The organism is Ruegeria sp. I1, assembly GCF_056532675.1.
On record NZ_JBQFNM010000003.1, the window covers coordinates 178,864 to 195,716 of the forward strand.

The window sequence follows — 16,853 nt, forward strand, 5'->3', positions numbered from 1 at the left end:
CTCGTCTATCCATCCTTGTTGGTCCGAAACCACGATTCCGGGTCCACGGGGCTATTGTCTTCTCTTACCTCTATATAGAGCGTTTCTGACCGGTCAGTTCCAGTGCCATCACCACTTGTTGACAATATAGCGCCGATTTCGGGCGCCGCACCGGGCATTAGCCCAACTGGTGTGCCTTCGGGGATCACCTGTCCGATATCGCCGTATACCTCCTGCAAACCTGAGAAAACGAATAGAAGTCCGGGCTGGGGTTCCAGAATGATCAGGTTCCCAAGCTCAAGCAAAGGCCCGCGATAGCGGATCGTCGCCGCGGTGGGCGCGGTGACCAAGGCGCGGGGCCGTGTGCCCAAAACCAGTCCGGGGCGCGTCACCCCCGCCGCATCGGTTTCTCCTGCACGGTGCAGCAAGATACCCTGTACCGGAAGCTGTACGTCTCCCTTGCGGCTGGCCACGCTAGCATCGGTCGAAGCAATTTCGCCTTCCGAGATTTCGGACAATCCGCTGGCGAACCCATCCAGCGTCTCCGTGGATGAGATCAGGATTGCTGTCTTGATCGGGTCTTCGACGAAACGCTTGGGCAGATCGGTTCGATCAGCAATTGCCTCACTCAGGCGGGTTCGGGCGGATTGCACACCGCTCTGTCCCTCGGTCAGAGTCTCAGCAGCGTCCTGTTGCAGCAGACGCAGGGTTTGAACCTCTTGCAGGTCACGTGCCAGATCTTCGGCCTTGGCGTTCAGGCCCGGCGTGACTTCGGACAGCATCATGCCCGTCCGTGCCGCGCCCAGCGGGCCTGAAGGATGCAGCATCAGAACCGGTGGCGCAGTGGTTTCGATTGTCTGCAAAACCCCCAAGAGCTGCGCCACATCCTTTTCCCGTGTTCGTAATTCTGCCGATAGCTGAGCCTCACGCGTTGCGGCCATGCGCAGGCCATCGCGCATCGCAGACAGGCCCGCCTCATAGGCCTGAATGGTCTGGGTCAAAGCCCGTACCCGATCCCGCGCGCTGTCCGCTTCGGTCAGCGAGATCGAGGCCTGCTCCAGCATCTCCGCTGCGTCAAGCGCCGCCCGCGACGGGTTCTGTGCTATGGCCTGACCAGCCAAAGACAGAGCTATGGCAGCGGCCATTACTCTCATGAGATCAAGCTCTCGCCCGTCATTTCAGGCGGCTTAGGCAGGTTCATTAGGTCTAGCAGGGTTGGTGCCAGATCGGACAAGCGCCCGCTGCGCAGCACGGCCCCTTCGGGACCCCCAACCAAAGCCACCGGAACCGGGTTCAGCGTATGCGCGGTATGCGGCCCGCCGGTTTCCGGGTCGACCATCACCTCGCAATTGCCATGATCGGCTGTGACGATCATCGCGCCACCGACGGTGTTCAACGCCTCAACAACTTGCGCCAAGCCCTGATCCACCGCCTCACAGGCTTTGATCGCGGCCTGCAGGTCGCCGGTGTGACCCACCATATCCGGATTGGCATAGTTGGTGACGATCAGATCATACCCGGCTTCGATGGCCTCAACGAATTTTGCCGTCACTTCGGGCGAGGACATTTCGGGCTGCAAATCATAGGTCGCGACTTTGGGCGATTTGGGCATGTAACGGTCCTCACCTTCCTCGGGGGCCTCTTTGCCGCCATTAAGGAAGAAGGTCACATGTGGGTATTTCTCAGTCTCGGCAAGCCGGAACTGACGCAAGCCCTGTTTGGCCACCCATTCGCCCAGAGTGTTGACGATTGCGCGTTTCGGGAACACGGTGGTCATATAGGCGGTATGGCTATCCGAGTACTCGACCATCCCCAACAACGCCGACAAAACCGGGCGCGGACCTGTATCGAAATCAGCAAAGCCCGGCTCGCCAATGGCGCGCAGGATTTCCCGCGCGCGGTCGGCACGGAAGTTCAGGCAAAAGAACCCGTCGCCCTCTTTGACACCCTCATACCCACCCAGAACCGTCGGCGTGATGAATTCATCCGTTTCCGACTGGTTATAGGCGTGATCAACGGCCCCATACGCCGTGCTGGCCGCACGGCCCTGACCCTTGATCATGGCATCATACGCCTGCGATACCCGCTCCCACCGGTTATCGCGATCCATGGCAAAATAACGCCCGCATATGGTGACAATACGGGCCCCTTCGGGCAGGCGATCCTCAAGCTCGGCAACATAGGTCAGGGCTGACTTCGGGGCTACGTCTCGCCCGTCGGTCACAGCGTGCAGCGCTACCGGTACACCGGCATCGGTGATCGCCTTGGCCGCCGCAACGATATGGTTCACATGCCCATGCACGCCGCCATCTGACACCAGACCCATCAAATGTGCCGTGCCGCCCGCGGCTTTCACCTTGGCAATAAACGCCTGCAGCGCGTCATTATCAAAAAATGATCCGTCCTCGATCGCCAAATCGATCTGCCCCAGATCCATAGCCACAACACGACCAGCACCAATGTTAGTGTGTCCGACCTCGGAATTGCCCATTTGCCCGCTGGGCAGACCCACATCCGGGCCGTGGGTGATCAGCGTGGCATGGGGACCTCTCATAATCGCATCAAAGGTCGGCGTCTCAGCCAAATAAGGGGCATTCGCCTGCGTGTCTTCGGACAACCCCCAACCATCCAGGATGCACAAGACTACGGGTTTGGGCGTGGCCATTTCGATCTCCGGTAACTGCTCTTGCCCCATCTTCTAGCCTCTGGCCGCCGGGGGGTGAACCGCCTTTACAGGAATTGGTGCAGATTTAATCAAACCGTCCGCGCAGAAGAACCTTACGTCAGGTCCTCTTGTGTGATCAGGGCCGGGCCGCCTAGTCTCGGGACCTGAGGAAGAAGACAATCATGCAAACAGGACTTTCGGGTTTTGCCCTGATCTATGTGTTGGCGCCAGCTGCACTGATGTTATTGGCGCGGCACTGGGCGTTGGCTGGGCGTATCGGGCCGATTGTTTTGTGTTACATGGCCGGGCTAGCTTTGGGGGTTTCCGGCCTGCAACCCGAAGCCGCACAGCAACTTAGGGAAACCGTGATTGAAGCGAGCCTGGGGCTTGCTCTGCCCTTGCTGCTGTTTGGGGTCAACCTGCGGGCCTGGGGCCGCGTTGCAGGGTCCGCTTTGCTGTCCATGGCACTGGCTGTTCTTGCGGTTGGGCTTGTCGCCACAGGACTGTACTTTGCCTTCAGCGCCACGGGCACCGAACAAGCCGAGCAGCTTTCGGGCATGGCAGTCGGTATGTATACCGGCGGTTTGGCGAACATGGGCGCGATCAAACTGGCGCTGGATATCCCCGAGGGCCGCTATCTGCTGTTTGCAACCGTCGACACGGTCGTCGGCGCGGCTTATCTGTTGTTTGTGCTGACCCTTGCGCCTGCGTTCTTTGGCTTGTTCCTGAAACCCTTTACGGGCGACCGTGACGCAGACCTCCCGCCCGAGGGCGAGGCGACAAAGCCAAACCTGTTTCTGCACGGCATCATCGCCTTCCTTGCAGCGTCGCTTTGTGTTGCGACCGCGTTGATCTTTGCGCCGACCTTCAGCTTTGCCGCTCAGCCCGTGGTCATCGTGATCTTGCTGACAACACTGGGTCTTTTGGGATCACTGACGCCATCGCTGCACCAAAACAGAGCCGCGCCTGAAATGGGTATGTTCCTGCTTTATATATTCTCATTCAGTGTTGCCGCTTCGATGGATTTGGCCAAGTTGCAGGACATGGATCTGGCTGTACTGGGATTTGTCCTGATCGCCACATTCGGCAGTTTCGCCCTGCACGCGCTGTTCGCCCGGATCGCGGGAATTGACCGGGACACATTCCTGATCACCTCGGTCGCCGCCGTCATGTCGCCCGCCTTTGTCCCGATGATCTCGCGCAGTTTGCGCAACCCCGCGATCTTGATGTCGGGCATGGCAACCGGCATTCTGGGATTTGCAATCGGGAACTATCTAGGCATTTCACTGGCGCTGCTGCTGACCAGAGGGGGATAGGATATGGATCATCAGAAACTGCCTGCGGCGGGTCGCCCCGAAGATGAGATACTGGATCAGCTCAAATCCTTTGCCGAGGATGACCCGAACTATCGTGAGGGCCGCACGTGGAGCCTTGTCTACCACCTGGATGACGCGCACGACGCCTTCACCGCCAAGGCCTACAGTGCGTTTTCTTCGGCCAACGGGCTGAACCCTGCCGCGTTTCAAAGCCTGAAACGGATGGAGACCCAGATCATCTCGACCATGGCAGGGTTGCTGCATGGCGGGCCGGACACGTGCGGCGTGGTCACGGCTGGCGGGACGGAAAGCTGCCTGATGGCGGTCAAAACCTACCGGGATATGGCGCGCAAAAAACGCAAGGTGACGCGGCCCAATATGATCTTGCCAAAGACCGCTCATGTGGCCTGGTTCAAGGCTGCTGAGTATTTCGGGGTCAAAGCGCGCCTGCTGCCGATGACACCGGATCATGCGACAGACATTTCCCGGCTGAAACGCATGATCAACGCGGGCACGGTGATGATCCTAGGGTCGGCCCCCGAGTACCCGCACGGCACCATCGACCCCATTGCCCAGATGGGGGCGATTGCACAATCCAAAGGTATTCCCCTGCATATCGACGCGTGCGTCGGCGGGCTGATCCTGCCGTTTATGGAACGCAACGGCGTTGACCTGCCCGACTGGGATTTCCGCGTTCCGGGGGTCACTTCGATCTCAGCCGATCTGCACAAATACGGCTATGCGGCCAAAGGGGCCTCGACCATCCTCTACCGCAATCTCGACCTGCTTAAGCATCAGATGTTCATCTGTCAGGACTGGCCCGGAGGCGTCTTTGCCTCACCCGCCCTGCTAGGCACCCGGCCAGGTGGGGCCTATGCCGCTGCCTGGGCGGTCATGCAGAAACTGGGGGTCGAAGGTTATTGCCAACTTGCCAAAGACACAACTGAAGCCGTCGAAAAGCTGAAATCCGGCATCGCGGCAATCGATGGCCTGCGCATCCTGGGCAACCCGCAGGGGCCCTTGCTGGCCTATGGTTCGACCGACCCGAAACTCAACATCTATGCGGTGGCGGATCAGCTGGAACGCGCGGGTTGGAGCATCAATCGCGTCCAGAATCCCGATGGCATTCACTGTATGGTCACCGCCAAACATCTGCATGTGGCTGATGAATATCTGGCTGATGTGGCACAGGCGGTTGCCACCGTGCGGGCAAATCCCGATCTGGCCAAGACCGGCGGCGCCGCGACTTATGGCATGATGGCGCATGTCCCACTGCGCGGGATGGTCAAATCTAAAGTGCTGGATGTATTCGCCGAAATGTATCGCGCAGGGGGCGGGGGTTTGCATCTGGATAGTGGCAAAGCGCCAAACCTGCTGGAACGCGGCATGGCCCGGTATGTGCAGTGGAAAGCGCGGCGTAGTTAGAGCCTGACAATCAGGATTGCCGCTCCATCTGCTCCAGCATCTTCTTTGCGCGTTTGCACTGCAGTTGATCCCGCAGCGGGCTGTTCGGGTCGACATCTTTCTGGCAAACCACGCATTTATCCGCACCCGAGATTGCGTTCAGACCACCGCAGCTGCCTTTGATGGTCTTGCCCATCAGCATCACACCCAGTGACATGCCAATCATGACAAGTGCCAGAAGAACAAAAGCCAGAATGAAAGTGCTCATCTCAGTTCCTACCGTCAGTCGGTTCCCAACGCGTCTTTGAAGGCGCTGCTGTGAACCGTAATATAGGCATCATCGCCGCCTGTCACATCCCGCGAGATGAAATACACGGCAAGTTTATGCTCTTCCGCCAGCGCCAACCCTTTTTCCTGCCCCAAGGCCAGCATCGCGGTCGCCCAGGCATCGGCCATCATCGCGTTTTCCGCCAGAACGGTGACCGAGGTTGTCCGATGGGTGATCGGACGGCCCGTGACCGGATCGATGATATGCGAATAGCGCACGCCATCTTGCTCGAAGAAGTTTTTGTAGTCGCCCGAGCTGGCCATGCCACGATCGTTCAGCGGCACGATCAGTTGCACGGTTTGCGATCCGGCTTCGGGCTTTTCGATACCGATCTGCCAGGCCTCACCTTTGTCATTTTGCCCCTTGGCGACCAGATCACCACCAATCTCGACCAGATAATCCTCGATCCCCGCCTCACGCAGGGTCCCGGCCACCGCGTCGATGCCATAACCTTTTGCGATTGCGGACAGGTTGATCCCCACGGCTGGATCGGATTTCGCCAAAGTACCGGCAGCGCTGTCCAATGTCAGCAACCGGGCCTGACCAACACCGCTGAGCGCCGTCTCGATATCCTCGTCCGATGGCACCGGATCTTCGGGTTTGCGAGGGCCAAAGCCCCACAGCTCGATCAGCGGGCCGAGTGTGACATCAAAGGTTCCACCTGTTTTCCCGTGCACATCGTTGGCCGCGGCCAGTACCAAAGCGAACTCTTCCGACACCGCCACAGGGTCCGTGCTGGTCGAGGCTGAGAAAGTTGAAACCTCGGAATTGGGATCCCAATTCGACAACTTTGCGTTGACCTGAGCCAGAGTCTCTTCGACCGCTGCGGCCAGCGCCGCCTCGTCCAAATCCGCGCCAATTGCAGTGATGTTGAAGGTTGTGCCCATTGTCTCGCCAGACAGGCGAACAACTTCGGGTTCCTTGTCGAACAGGCAACCGGTCAGAGCGGTCAAAAGGGCCAATGCTGGCAGCAGACGCATGGGGTAGTCTCCGGGAAAATCAGTGCCCGGCATATGCCAGCCACCATTGGCGGAGTCAAACCAGCATCACAGCTTTAGCGGCAAAAAGCCCAGCATCAAAAGGCCAACACCCGCAGGTACGCCAAACAACCATGCCCGCTTTTGCCATCCTTCGGGCTGTTGTTTCCAAGCCAGGCGAAAATTATGCCCGCAAACGACCACAGCAAAGAAAATCAACGCAGCAACTGGCGGTGTCAGGTAAAGATCGCTCACGTCTTTGGGCTCCTGTTCGGGGTCCGTTTTTTGCCGATCGGGACAATTGGACCCTATACAGGTCGTTTAGCTGCGCTAAGGTGAAAGGGAAAGACACACAATACCCCGGAAGGAGAATGCCTATGGCTCCAACCTCGTATCAGTCCCCCTCGCGCGGCGACAAGGCTGACAAGTCGACCTACAGCCAGTCTGCGGAATCAAACCTGTCGCATGCACAGACAACAGTGGCAAAACTGTTGACGGGTAAAGGAGATGATGTGTTTTCCGTGCGCCCGAATGAGACGATCCATTCCGTGGTCAACACGCTCAAGGAAAAGCGGATCGGGGCGGTTCTGGTGACCGATCAGAACGGGGCGCTACAGGGTATTTTATCGGAACGCGACATTGTGCGCCGGATGGCAGATACGCCTGGCCAGACCCTGCCACAATCGGTCGAAGACTTGATGACACGCGATGTCAAAACCTGCTCGCCTGACGATTATCTGAATGACGTTCTGAAAACGATGACCGAAGGCAAATTTCGCCATATGCCCGTCTTGCGCGACGGTAATCTGTGCGGCGTGATCACTATTGGCGATGTGGTGCATTTCCGGTTACAGGAACTGGAATACGAAGCGCTGCGCATGAAGCAGATGATCGTAGGCTGATCGCGTTCAGGTCGAGGTGAAGCGCACACCGCCATGAAACACCTCTGCCGCCGTGAGGCGATTGGTGACAAACGCGCCGGTGTCTATTGAGATAACTCCGTTCTCTGCCCGCGCCTGATCAACAATGGTATGGCCGTGCAGGACCCATTGACCATCCTCTCTGGGCTCGCGCGTTAGCATCGGATGCCCCCACAGGCAGATATCGCGTGGTTGCGCATTAACAGGATGGCGTGGGTCCAGTGCCGCGTGCACAACAGTGATATTGCCGCTGGTCCAGGTCAGGGGACGATCCCTGAGCCAGCTCAATAGGTCTTCCCCCATAACCCGCTGCAATTTTTCAGCAATCTCGACCGCCGGTTCGCCTAAAATGGCCTCGGCCACACCGGTGATGCCAAACGAGGCGAGCGTTTGAACGCCACCGTTTTGCAGCCACAGGCGGCTGACCCGTTTTGGATCGTCAACGAAGCGCAAAAGCATCTCTTCGTGATTGCCCAGCAGGCAGGTGACCCGTCCGCCCGAAGATTCGCTGAGATGCCGCAACTGATGCAAGACCTGAGCGCTGTAGGCACCGCGATCTACATAGTCGCCAACAAAAACCCAAGGGCAACTGTCGTCCAACCGGGGCAGCAAATCCTGCAACAGATCCAGCCGCCCATGAATGTCGCCAATGGCGATGAACGGTTGATCGGGCGCGATCTCGGGCATTATGGGCGACGGCGCTTGCGCGTCGTGTTTACCGAACAGCCCTTTGATCCAATCCCTAACCATCACGTGCCCTCCCTACCCCGGCTCAGCCTTGGCGACAATCGGCAATTCCCAGTGGCGTTTTCGGCGTGTGCCTAATCGACCAGCTTGGCCGAATAGCCGCAAAACGGGAAAATCTGCTTGACCTCGAAGCGGGGAAAGTATCCCTGATGCGCAGAGTTTTATTGTGTTCGAGGGTTTTATGAAACGTGTTTTGATCACCGGGACCGCAGGGTTCATCGGCTTCCATCTGGCAAAGCTCCTGCTGTCAGAAGGGTTCCGGGTGCATGGCTATGACGGGATGACAGACTATTACGATGTCACCCTGAAACAGCGCCGCCATCAGATGCTGATGCAGACCCCAGGTTTCACCGCGACCGAGGCGATGCTGGAAGATCACGAACAGCTGATGAAAGTCGCTGATGAGTTTCAGCCCGAGATTATCGTTCACCTCGCAGCACAAGCCGGGGTCCGATACAGCCTGGAAGAGCCGCGCAGCTACATAAACTCCAATGTTGTCGGTACGTTCAACGTGATGGAGGCCGCGCGCATCCACAAGGTCGAACACCTGCTGATGGCTTCGACCTCATCGGTCTACGGTGCCAATGAAGAGATGCCCTTTACCGAGGTCGAAAAGGCCGACACCCAGCTGACCATCTATTCGGCCACCAAAAAGGCCAATGAGGCGATGGGCCACTCCTACGCGCATCTTTGGGACTTGCCGACAACGATGTTCCGGTTTTTCACCGTCTATGGCACCTGGGGACGGCCTGATCTGGCGCTGTACAAATTCGTGGATGCGATTCTGGATGACCGGCCCATCGACATCTACAATCACGGTGACATGTATCGCGATTTCACAAACGTGGACGATCTGGTCCGTGGCATCCGATTGTTGATCGATGTGCCGCCCGTGCGCCCCGAAAGCGCTGACCAGATTGAAGAGGGTGACAGCCTGTCCCCCGTTGCGCCCTATCGCGTGGTCAATATCGGCAATGGCGACAAGGTGCGCCTGATGGATTTTGTCGAAGCCATCGAAGAAGCGATAGGCAAAGAGGCCATCCGAAACTATATGCCCATGCAGATGGGCGACGTCCCCGCCACATGGGCCAATACTGATCTGCTGCAACGGCTAACTGGTTACCGCCCGCAAACCGATTTCAAAGATGGGATCGCCCGGTTTGTCGCGTGGTTCCGGGACTATCACGGCAAATAAAGACTGAGACCTGAATGCTGCAAACGAACCCCGATGCCCGCAAGATCGCTGTCATTGGATTGGGCTATGTGGGCCTGCCTTTGGCGGTGGCCTTTGGCAAGATCAGCCCGGTCATCGGGTTCGACATCAACCCGGCCCGCATCGACGCCCTGCGCGCCGGCCAAGATGCCACGCACGAGGTTGAACCGGAAGATCTAGCCGCCGCAACGGGTCTGACCTTCACCACCGATGTCGCAGATCTTGCGGCCTGTGACACCTATATCGTCACCGTGCCCACCCCGATCACGGCTGGCAAACAGCCTGACCTTTCGCCCCTGCTTGCGGCATCGGAAACAGTCGGCGGTGTTCTGAAACCCGGCGATCTGGTGATTTACGAATCCACCGTCTATCCCGGCGCGACCGAGGAAGATTGCGTTCCGGTGCTGGAACGCGCTTCGGACCTGAAATTCAACACGGATTTCTTTGCAGGCTACAGCCCGGAACGCATTAATCCTGGCGACAAGACCCATCGGATTGCGGATATTTGCAAGGTGACCTCTGGCTCGACCTCCGAAGTGGCCGATCTGGTCGATGCGCTATATGCCCGGATCATCACCGCCGGAACCCACAAGGCCGAAAGCATCCGCGTGGCCGAAGCGGCAAAGGTCATCGAAAACACCCAACGCGATCTGAACATCGCGCTGGTCAATGAACTGGCGATGATATTCGGACGCATGGGCATCGATACCGAGGCCGTCCTGCGCGCCGCAGGCACCAAATGGAATTTCCTGCCCTTCCGCCCCGGCCTGGTCGGTGGTCACTGTATTGGCGTTGACCCGTACTACCTGACCCACAAGGCCGAGGCCGTGGGCCATCACCCCCAGATCATTCTGGCCGGGCGGCGGCTGAACGATCGGATGGGCAGCTACGTGGTATCTCAACTGGTCAAACGCATGACCCGCAACGGCATCAATGTCGGTACGGCACAGGTTCTGGTTCTGGGCCTTACCTTCAAGGAAAACTGTCCCGACTTACGCAATACGCGCGTCGCTGATATCATTGAGGAATTGCAGAGCTATGGCATCAGCGTTGATGTCCACGATCCCCATGCCGACCCCGCCGCAGCCGAGGCTGAATACGGTCTCTCGCTTTTAGAGGTCCCTCAGGACGGGACCTATGACGCGGTCGTTCTGGCAGTCGCGCATCAGAAATACAAAGACCTCGACCCTGCCACATTCCGCGCCTACGGCAAAGCCAACAGCGTGGTGTACGACATCAAGTCCTGCCTGCCAAGGGATGCAAGCGACTTGAGGCTTTGATTCAGTTCGGCAAATGAAAACCGGCGCATGTTGCGCCGGTTTTTTTGGTCTCTTACCCGCCGAAATCGTCGAGCATGATGTCCTCGCGGTCCACACCCAAATCCAACAGCATGTTGATGACCGACTGGTTCATGATTGGAGGACCACACATGTAGAACTCGCAATCCTCGGGCGCAGGGTGGTTCTTGAGGTATTCTTCGAACAGAACGTTATGGATAAAGCCAGTATAGCCTTTCCAATCGTCCTCGGGCTGTGCGTCCGACAGGGCAACGTGCCAATCGAAATTGTCGAACTCTTCGGCCAGTTGATCGAAATCCTCGACAAAGAACATCTCTTTCTTAGACCGCGCACCGTACCAGAAACTGATCTTGCGATCGCGGTTTTCCAGACGCTTAAGCTGGTCAAAGATGTGGCTGCGCATCGGCGCCATGCCCGCGCCACCGCCGATGAAGACCATCTCTTTTTGGGTATCGCGGGCAAAGAACTCACCAAACGGACCCGAGATCGTCACCTTATCACCCGGTTTCAGGTTGAAGATATAGGACGACATCTGACCCGCCGGAATACCCTCTGAACCCGGAGGCGGCGAGGCAACCCGGACGTTCAGCATGATCATGCCTTTTTCATCCGGGTAGTTGGCCATTGAATAGGCGCGTTCGATTGGTTCGTTCACAACCGACTCATATTGCCACAGATTGAAGCGATCCCAATCTTCGCGATATTCCTCTTCCACGTCGAAATCGGTGTATTTCAACTGGTGCGCAGGCGCTTCGATCTGGATATAGCCACCCGCGCGGAAGTTCACATCCTCGCCTTCGGGCAGGTCCAGAGTCAGGGCCTTGATGAAGGTCGCCACGTTCTCGTTCGAACGCACGGTGCATTCCCATTTCTTGACGCCAAAGACCTCTTCGGGGACTTCGATATCCATGTCCTGCTTGACCGCAACCTGACAGGACAGGCGATCACCGCATGCAGCCTCGCGTTTGGTGATATGGCTTTCTTCGGTCGGCAGGATCGAGCCGCCACCGGAATGCACCTTCACCCGGCATTGCGCGCAGGTACCGCCGCCGCCACAGGCCGACGGGACGAACAGTTTCTCTGCCGCGAGCGTTTGCAACAGTTTGCCGCCCGCCGGGACCGATACGGTTTTCTCACCGTTGATGGTGATGTTCACGTTGCCTGTGGACACCAGTTTAGACCGGGCCGCCATGATGATGGCCACCAGACCCAGAACGATCAGGGTAAATAGAACGACGCCTAAGCCAAAGGTTTCCATTGCGCCCTCCTTACAGTTTCACGCCCGAGAAGGACATGAAGGCCATGGCCATCAGCCCAGCGGTGATGAAGGTGATGCCCAGGCCCTGTAGGCCATCAGGAATGTCAGAGTATTTCAGCTTTTCGCGAACGCCTGCCATTGCGGTAATCGCCAGCGCCCAGCCAAATCCCGAAGACAGGCCATAGGTGGTTGCCTCGGCAAAGTTGTAATCCCGTTCCACCATGAACAGCGACCCACCCAGGATCGCGCAGTTCACCGTGATCAGTGGCAGGAAAATCCCAAGCGCGTTGTAGAGCGGCGGGAAATACTTGTCCAAAACCATCTCAAGGATCTGAACCATGGCCGCAATCACGCCGATATAAGAGATCAGGCCAAGGAAGGTCAGGTCCACATCCGGGAACCCGGCCCAGGCCAGCGCGCCCGGTTTCAGCAGGTAGTTCAGCAGCAGGTTGTTGGCAGGCACGGTGATCGCCTGCACAACCATGACCGAGATCCCAAGACCCAGCGCGGTCGAGATTTTCTTCGACACGGCGATGAAGGTACACATCCCCAGAAAGAAGCTGAGCGCAAGGTTTTCGACAAAGATGGCCTTTACGGCCAGTGAGATCAGACCTTCCATCAGTGGGCCTCTACCTGCTGGATTTTGTATTCACGCTCTTCCACCTGGTTCGGCTTCCATGTGCGGAAGGCCCAGATAATCAGACCGATGATGAAGAACGCCGATGGGGGCAGCAGCAGCATGCCGTTGGGCACGTACCAGCCGCCGTTGTTAACGGTCTCCAGAATGGTGACACCGAACAGCGACCCGGCACCGAACAGCTCACGAATGAAGCCGACCAGCAGCAGGATCAGGCCATAGCCCATGCCGTTGCCCATGCCGTCAATGAAGGACGCAACCGGAGGGTTCTTCATCGCAAACGCCTCGGCGCGACCCATCACGATACAGTTGGTAATGATCAGACCGACAAAGACCGACAAGGTTTTCGAAATCTCGAACGCATAGGCCTTGAGTATCTGGTCCACCAGGATCACCAGCGAGGCGATGATCACCATCTGCACGATGATCCGAATCGAGCCGGGGATCTGGTTGCGCAGGCACGAGATGAAGAAGGACGAGAACGAAGTCACGAAGATAACCGCCAGCGCCATCACCATCGACACCTGCAGCGACGAGGTCACCGCCAGTGCCGAACAAATGCCCAGCACCTGAAGCGTGATTGGGTTGTTGTCGACAAGCGGGTCGACCAGCATCTCTTTCTTGGTCTGGGACATCAGAACTCTCCTGCTTGCAGTTTGGCCAGGAACGGAGCGTAGCCCGCGTCACCCATCCAGAATTTCACCAGGTTATCGACACCAACCGAGGTCAAAGTGGCACCCGCCAGCGCGTCGATATAGAAGTCGGGTCCGGCGGCCGGCTGGGATTTCGACACAGTGATTTGCAGATCACCATTGTCATCGCGCAGCTTCTTACCGTTCCACAGAGCCTTCCAGCGCGGGTTGTCCACCTCGGCCCCAAGGCCGGGGGTCTCACCGTGCTGGTAGAATTGCAGGCCGTAGATGTCGTTGCCGTTATTCTCCAAAGCGATGAAGCCATAGAGTGTGGACCAAAGGCCGTAGCCGTGCAGCGGAAGGATCACCTTGTCCAGACCACCCGCGTCGTCACGCAGCAGATAGATCACGCGGTACTTCGACTTGCGGCCAATGCCCGCTGGATCATCGTCCAGCGCGACGCTCAGCTCAGGATCGCTGGCAGCGGCAATGTCGTCGAACGTGGCCGGGTCGAACTGATCATCTACGAAATCGCCGGTGGACAGTTCCAGCACATGAGGTTCGAACGCGGCGAAGGCTTCGGTTACGTCGATGCCGGGCTCGAACACCCCTGCGACTTGCAGAACGTTGACCTGCTTGTCCTTCAGACGGTTGGTTTCCTGCACCGGGCGCAGGCTGACGGCAGCGGCGGATACGACCATCGACGCGACCAGACAAACCGCGACTGCGACAAAGATCGTCTTGCCAACTGAGTCTGGCGAAGCAGCCAGGAACCGGGCAATCGCGCCTTTTGGTTCTTGAGGTTGCGGATCAGACATGGCGACGCGCCCTCCGTTTGATGTTGGCTTGCACGACGAAATAGTCGATCAGCGGAGCAAAGACATTGCCGAACAGGATGGCCAGCATCATGCCTTCGGGGAAGGCCGGGTTGATGACACGGATCATCACAACCATGACGCCGATCAGAGCACCGTAAATGTAGCGACCCATGTTGGTGTGGCTTGCGGAAACAGGCTCGGTCACCATGAAGGCCAAACCGAAGGCATACCCACCAATGACCACATGCCAGTACCAAGGCATCGCGAACATCGGGTTGGTGTCCGACCCGATCAGGTTCAACAGCAGGGTAAAGCCGATGGTCCCTGCCAGACAGCCCACGATAAGCCGGTAGTTGGCGATCCGCGTAGCCAACAGGAAGGCCAGACCGATCATACAAGCAAGCGTCGAGGTCTCGCCAAAGCTGCCCTGGATCGAGCCGAAGAACGCGTTCCACCAGGTGATGCCATCAGCTGCCAGCGCCTGAAAGCCCTGCGACGCGGAGACGGACAGCGCGGTTGCGCCCGAGAAGCCATCAACCGGTGTCCAGACCGTGTCACCGGACATGCTCGCCGGATAGGCGAAATACAGGAACGCACGACCAACCAAAGCCGGGTTCAGGAAGTTCTTGCCGGTGCCACCAAATACTTCTTTCCCGATCACGACGCCGAAGATGATGCCCAAGGCCACCTGCCACAACGGCGCAGTTGCCGGCATAATCAGCGTGTAAAGCATAGAGGTCACAAGGAAACCCTCGTTTACTTCATGGCCTCGCACGGTGGCAAAGATGACCTCGAAGATACCGCCTGCAACCAGCGTCACGATGTAGATCGGCAGGAAATACATCAGCCCGTGCATCACATTGGCAAAGATGCTGTTGGGGTCCAGCGAAATCCCAAACATCTGCAACAGCGCAATCCGCCAACCGGTCGCCGAGTCAGGCCCCAATGTGGTGATGGCCGAGTTCGCCTGATAACCGGTGTTATACATCCCCCACAGGATACAAGGGATCGTCGCGATCACGACGTAGGTCATGATCCGCTTCATATCGATGTAGGACCGTGCATGCGGTGCGACGGTGGTTACAGTTTTCGGAGTGTAGATGAAGCTTTCCACCATCTCGTAGATGGGGAAGTACTTCTCGTACTTGCCGCCCTTGGTAAAGTTCGGCTCGATCCGGTCAAAGAAGCTGCGCAAACCCATGTGGCTCAGCCCTCCTTTTCAATCTTTGCAAGGCAGTCGCGCAGCGCCAGCCCGTATTCATATTTCGCCGGGCAGGCAAAGCCCACAAGGCCAAGATCCTCTTCGTCCAGCTCCAGTGCGCCCAATGCCTGAGCGGTGTCGGTGTCCATCACCAGCAAGGCCCGCAACAACTGCGTTGGCAGGTAGTCCTGCGGCATCAGCCGTTCGAACACGCCGGTCGGCACCATCGCGCGACGGCCCCCATTCAGGTTCGACGTCAACGGAAACAGTTTCTTAGACAAAGCGGACCCGAGCACGGGCTGGACCGAATACTTCGATGGCATCGGACGAATCCATCCCAACGGAATCTGGTCGTGATCCTCGCGAATGATCGAAAGCTGCCGCGCGAACCGACCCAGATAGGCAGTCGGCCCCTCGGCCTGTGCCCCCGACAGGATCGAGCCCGAGATAATCCGAGGCGAACCCTCGACATTGACCTCATCGCGGGTCAGATCGTCAGTAGATGCCCCCATCACGGTGCGGATCAGTCGCGGCTGCCGCGCACCGGGACCGCTGAGCGCAATGACAATGTTCGGGTCCAGATGACCGGTCTGCACCAGACGACCGATGGCGATCACGTCCTGATACCCGATGGTCCAGACCTGTTTGTCGCCTGCCAGCGGCTCCAGGAAATGAATATGTGTACCGGCCAGACCTGCCGGGTGCGGGCCTGCAAAAGCGGCCGCTTCGACACCGGCTACATCCGCACCGGGAACGCTATCACCTTCCTTGTGGCACAGATATGTCTTGCCCTCGGTCAGCTTTGCTATGGCTGCAAGACCCGCAGCAAACGCATCCCCTGCATCCGCAATAACCACTGCGGCATCTGCGGCCAGAGGCTCGGACTCCATCGCCGTGACAAAGATCGCGGCGGGCTTGGTGCCCGGCGCGGGCATCTTGGAATAGGGTCGCGTACGGAACGCTGTCCACAAACCGGCGGCACACAGCTTCTCGGTCACGCCTTCTGCGCTGTCGGCATTGCCAACGCCCGAGAAATCGACGCCCGTATCATTCGCGTCCGAGACCTCGATCACCACGCTCTGCAGTACGCGCCGCGCACCCCGGTTAATGGCCACAACCTTGCCGGTCAGCGGGGCCACCATCATCGCCTCAGGCGCATCCTTGTGACAGAACAAGGCCGTGCCGCGTTGAACCGCATCGCCTTCCTGTACCAGCATCTTTGGCTTGAGGCCCAGATAGTCTGCGCCCAGCGCGGCCACGGTTTTGAACTCCGGCCCTGGATGGATTTTCTGCTCAGGTGCACCCTGAACCGGCAATTCCATCCCTTTTTTCAGTTTGAAAGTTTGCATGTCGCTACGGTCTTCCAAGCCTCTTTTCCTGCGCCGACTATCCTGCCCGCTCGTTCGGAGCCAAGATAACACGAACCACGTCACCTGAGGGAGAACGATTGCGCCAAATCC

Annotated in this window: 17 protein-coding genes; 5 read left to right on the top strand and 12 right to left on the bottom strand. The window is 58.2% G+C overall.

All coding sequences use genetic code 11. The features are described 5' to 3' along the window. Positions 1-5: 5 nt before the first annotated feature. Positions 6-1,133: a murein hydrolase activator EnvC family protein gene (locus tag ACR0DH_RS07465; RefSeq protein ID WP_480548036.1), complete on the bottom strand. Its 1,128-nt coding sequence runs from the start codon at positions 1,131-1,133 to the stop codon at positions 6-8. Then, a complete protein-coding gene (gene gpmI / locus ACR0DH_RS07470) occupies positions 1,130-2,644 on the bottom strand; it encodes a 2,3-bisphosphoglycerate-independent phosphoglycerate mutase (RefSeq protein ID WP_480548038.1) in 1,515 nt (504 codons plus the stop codon). Before gpmI ends, ACR0DH_RS07465 begins: the two co-directional genes overlap by 4 nt. A gap of 182 nt (positions 2,645-2,826) precedes the next feature. On the opposite strand from gpmI, the gene ACR0DH_RS07475 reads away from it, so the two are divergent. Beyond that, positions 2,827-3,960 (top strand): DUF819 family protein, encoded by a 1,134-nt coding sequence (locus tag ACR0DH_RS07475; protein ID WP_480548040.1) that lies wholly within the window; start codon positions 2,827-2,829, stop codon positions 3,958-3,960. Between the two features lie 3 nt (positions 3,961-3,963). Continuing rightward, positions 3,964-5,385: a pyridoxal phosphate-dependent decarboxylase family protein gene (locus ACR0DH_RS07480; RefSeq protein WP_480548042.1), complete on the top strand. Its 1,422-nt coding sequence runs from the start codon at positions 3,964-3,966 to the stop codon at positions 5,383-5,385. Positions 5,386-5,395: 10 nt separating this feature from the next. Here ACR0DH_RS07480 and nqrM read toward each other — a convergent pair whose 3' ends face one another. From nqrM to ACR0DH_RS07495, 3 genes are all read right to left on the bottom strand, one after another. Beyond that, positions 5,396-5,632 (bottom strand): (Na+)-NQR maturation NqrM, encoded by a 237-nt coding sequence (nqrM, locus tag ACR0DH_RS07485; RefSeq protein WP_170534755.1) that lies wholly within the window; start codon positions 5,630-5,632, stop codon positions 5,396-5,398. Between the two features lie 14 nt (positions 5,633-5,646). Next, positions 5,647-6,672, bottom strand: coding sequence for an FAD:protein FMN transferase (locus ACR0DH_RS07490; protein ID WP_480548044.1), 1,026 nt, complete (start codon positions 6,670-6,672; stop codon positions 5,647-5,649). A 66-nt stretch (positions 6,673-6,738) separates the two neighbouring features. After that, complete coding sequence (locus ACR0DH_RS07495; RefSeq protein WP_170534751.1) at positions 6,739-6,924, bottom strand: hypothetical protein; 186 nt, start codon at positions 6,922-6,924, stop codon at positions 6,739-6,741. 122 nt (positions 6,925-7,046) lie between these two features. Between ACR0DH_RS07495 and ACR0DH_RS07500 the strand changes: the two genes are divergently transcribed. Next, positions 7,047-7,571: a CBS domain-containing protein gene (locus ACR0DH_RS07500; RefSeq protein ID WP_170534749.1), complete on the top strand. Its 525-nt coding sequence runs from the start codon at positions 7,047-7,049 to the stop codon at positions 7,569-7,571. A 6-nt stretch (positions 7,572-7,577) separates the two neighbouring features. Here ACR0DH_RS07500 and ACR0DH_RS07505 read toward each other — a convergent pair whose 3' ends face one another. Next, entirely contained in the window at positions 7,578-8,339 is a 762-nt protein-coding gene (locus tag ACR0DH_RS07505) for a metallophosphoesterase (protein WP_480543983.1), read from the bottom strand. Positions 8,340-8,517: 178 nt separating this feature from the next. Between ACR0DH_RS07505 and ACR0DH_RS07510 the strand changes: the two genes are divergently transcribed. Together ACR0DH_RS07510 and tviB are read left to right on the top strand one after the other, a co-directional pair. Beyond that, positions 8,518-9,531 (top strand): SDR family NAD(P)-dependent oxidoreductase, encoded by a 1,014-nt coding sequence (locus ACR0DH_RS07510; RefSeq protein ID WP_480543982.1) that lies wholly within the window; start codon positions 8,518-8,520, stop codon positions 9,529-9,531. A gap of 14 nt (positions 9,532-9,545) precedes the next feature. Then, complete coding sequence (gene tviB / locus ACR0DH_RS07515; protein ID WP_480548046.1) at positions 9,546-10,829, top strand: Vi polysaccharide biosynthesis UDP-N-acetylglucosamine C-6 dehydrogenase TviB; 1,284 nt, start codon at positions 9,546-9,548, stop codon at positions 10,827-10,829. Positions 10,830-10,881: 52 nt separating this feature from the next. On the opposite strand, the gene nqrF is transcribed toward tviB, so the two are convergent. From nqrF to ACR0DH_RS07545, 6 genes are read right to left on the bottom strand one after another with little or no spacing between them, the layout of a single operon-like run. Beyond that, positions 10,882-12,105 (bottom strand): NADH:ubiquinone reductase (Na(+)-transporting) subunit F, encoded by a 1,224-nt coding sequence (gene nqrF / locus ACR0DH_RS07520; RefSeq protein ID WP_480548048.1) that lies wholly within the window; start codon positions 12,103-12,105, stop codon positions 10,882-10,884. Between the two features lie 10 nt (positions 12,106-12,115). Beyond that, the gene (gene nqrE / locus ACR0DH_RS07525) at positions 12,116-12,724 is read right to left on the bottom strand and encodes an NADH:ubiquinone reductase (Na(+)-transporting) subunit E (protein ID WP_039526851.1); all 609 of its coding nucleotides are present in this window, start codon (positions 12,722-12,724) and stop codon (positions 12,116-12,118) included. Continuing rightward, the gene (locus tag ACR0DH_RS07530; protein WP_152460184.1) at positions 12,724-13,377 is read right to left on the bottom strand and encodes an NADH:ubiquinone reductase (Na(+)-transporting) subunit D; all 654 of its coding nucleotides are present in this window, start codon (positions 13,375-13,377) and stop codon (positions 12,724-12,726) included. Before ACR0DH_RS07530 ends, nqrE begins: the two co-directional genes overlap by 1 nt. After that, entirely contained in the window at positions 13,377-14,192 is an 816-nt protein-coding gene (locus ACR0DH_RS07535; protein ID WP_480548050.1) for a Na(+)-translocating NADH-quinone reductase subunit C, read from the bottom strand. The genes ACR0DH_RS07530 and ACR0DH_RS07535 overlap by 1 nt, the downstream gene beginning before the upstream one ends. Further along, a complete protein-coding gene (locus ACR0DH_RS07540; RefSeq protein ID WP_480548052.1) occupies positions 14,185-15,393 on the bottom strand; it encodes an NADH:ubiquinone reductase (Na(+)-transporting) subunit B in 1,209 nt (402 codons plus the stop codon). The genes ACR0DH_RS07535 and ACR0DH_RS07540 overlap by 8 nt, the downstream gene beginning before the upstream one ends. Positions 15,394-15,398: 5 nt before the next feature. Further along, entirely contained in the window at positions 15,399-16,742 is a 1,344-nt protein-coding gene (locus tag ACR0DH_RS07545; protein WP_480548367.1) for a Na(+)-translocating NADH-quinone reductase subunit A, read from the bottom strand. Positions 16,743-16,853: the final 111 nt, after the last annotated feature.

Bases quoted from the DNA above. Each gene is read 5' to 3' on its own strand.
- ACR0DH_RS07465 (WP_480548036.1), bottom strand. From the start codon at position 1,133: ATGAGAGTAATGGCCGCTGCCATAGCTCTGTCTTTGGCTGGTCAGGCC.
- gpmI (WP_480548038.1), bottom strand. From the start codon at position 2,644: ATGGCCACGCCCAAACCCGTAGTCTTGTGCATCCTGGATGGTTGGGGG.
- ACR0DH_RS07475 (WP_480548040.1), top strand. From the start codon at position 2,827: ATGCAAACAGGACTTTCGGGTTTTGCCCTGATCTATGTGTTGGCGCCA.
- ACR0DH_RS07480 (WP_480548042.1), top strand. From the start codon at position 3,964: ATGGATCATCAGAAACTGCCTGCGGCGGGTCGCCCCGAAGATGAGATA.
- nqrM (WP_170534755.1), bottom strand. From the start codon at position 5,632: ATGAGCACTTTCATTCTGGCTTTTGTTCTTCTGGCACTTGTCATGATT.
- ACR0DH_RS07490 (WP_480548044.1), bottom strand. From the start codon at position 6,672: ATGCGTCTGCTGCCAGCATTGGCCCTTTTGACCGCTCTGACCGGTTGC.
- ACR0DH_RS07500 (WP_170534749.1), top strand. From the start codon at position 7,047: ATGGCTCCAACCTCGTATCAGTCCCCCTCGCGCGGCGACAAGGCTGAC.
- ACR0DH_RS07505 (WP_480543983.1), bottom strand. From the start codon at position 8,339: ATGGTTAGGGATTGGATCAAAGGGCTGTTCGGTAAACACGACGCGCAA.
- ACR0DH_RS07510 (WP_480543982.1), top strand. From the start codon at position 8,518: ATGAAACGTGTTTTGATCACCGGGACCGCAGGGTTCATCGGCTTCCAT.
- tviB (WP_480548046.1), top strand. From the start codon at position 9,546: ATGCTGCAAACGAACCCCGATGCCCGCAAGATCGCTGTCATTGGATTG.
- nqrF (WP_480548048.1), bottom strand. From the start codon at position 12,105: ATGGAAACCTTTGGCTTAGGCGTCGTTCTATTTACCCTGATCGTTCTG.
- nqrE (WP_039526851.1), bottom strand. From the start codon at position 12,724: ATGGAAGGTCTGATCTCACTGGCCGTAAAGGCCATCTTTGTCGAAAAC.
- ACR0DH_RS07530 (WP_152460184.1), bottom strand. From the start codon at position 13,377: ATGTCCCAGACCAAGAAAGAGATGCTGGTCGACCCGCTTGTCGACAAC.
- ACR0DH_RS07535 (WP_480548050.1), bottom strand. From the start codon at position 14,192: ATGTCTGATCCGCAACCTCAAGAACCAAAAGGCGCGATTGCCCGGTTC.
- ACR0DH_RS07540 (WP_480548052.1), bottom strand. From the start codon at position 15,393: ATGGGTTTGCGCAGCTTCTTTGACCGGATCGAGCCGAACTTTACCAAG.
- ACR0DH_RS07545 (WP_480548367.1), bottom strand. From the start codon at position 16,742: ATGCAAACTTTCAAACTGAAAAAAGGGATGGAATTGCCGGTTCAGGGT.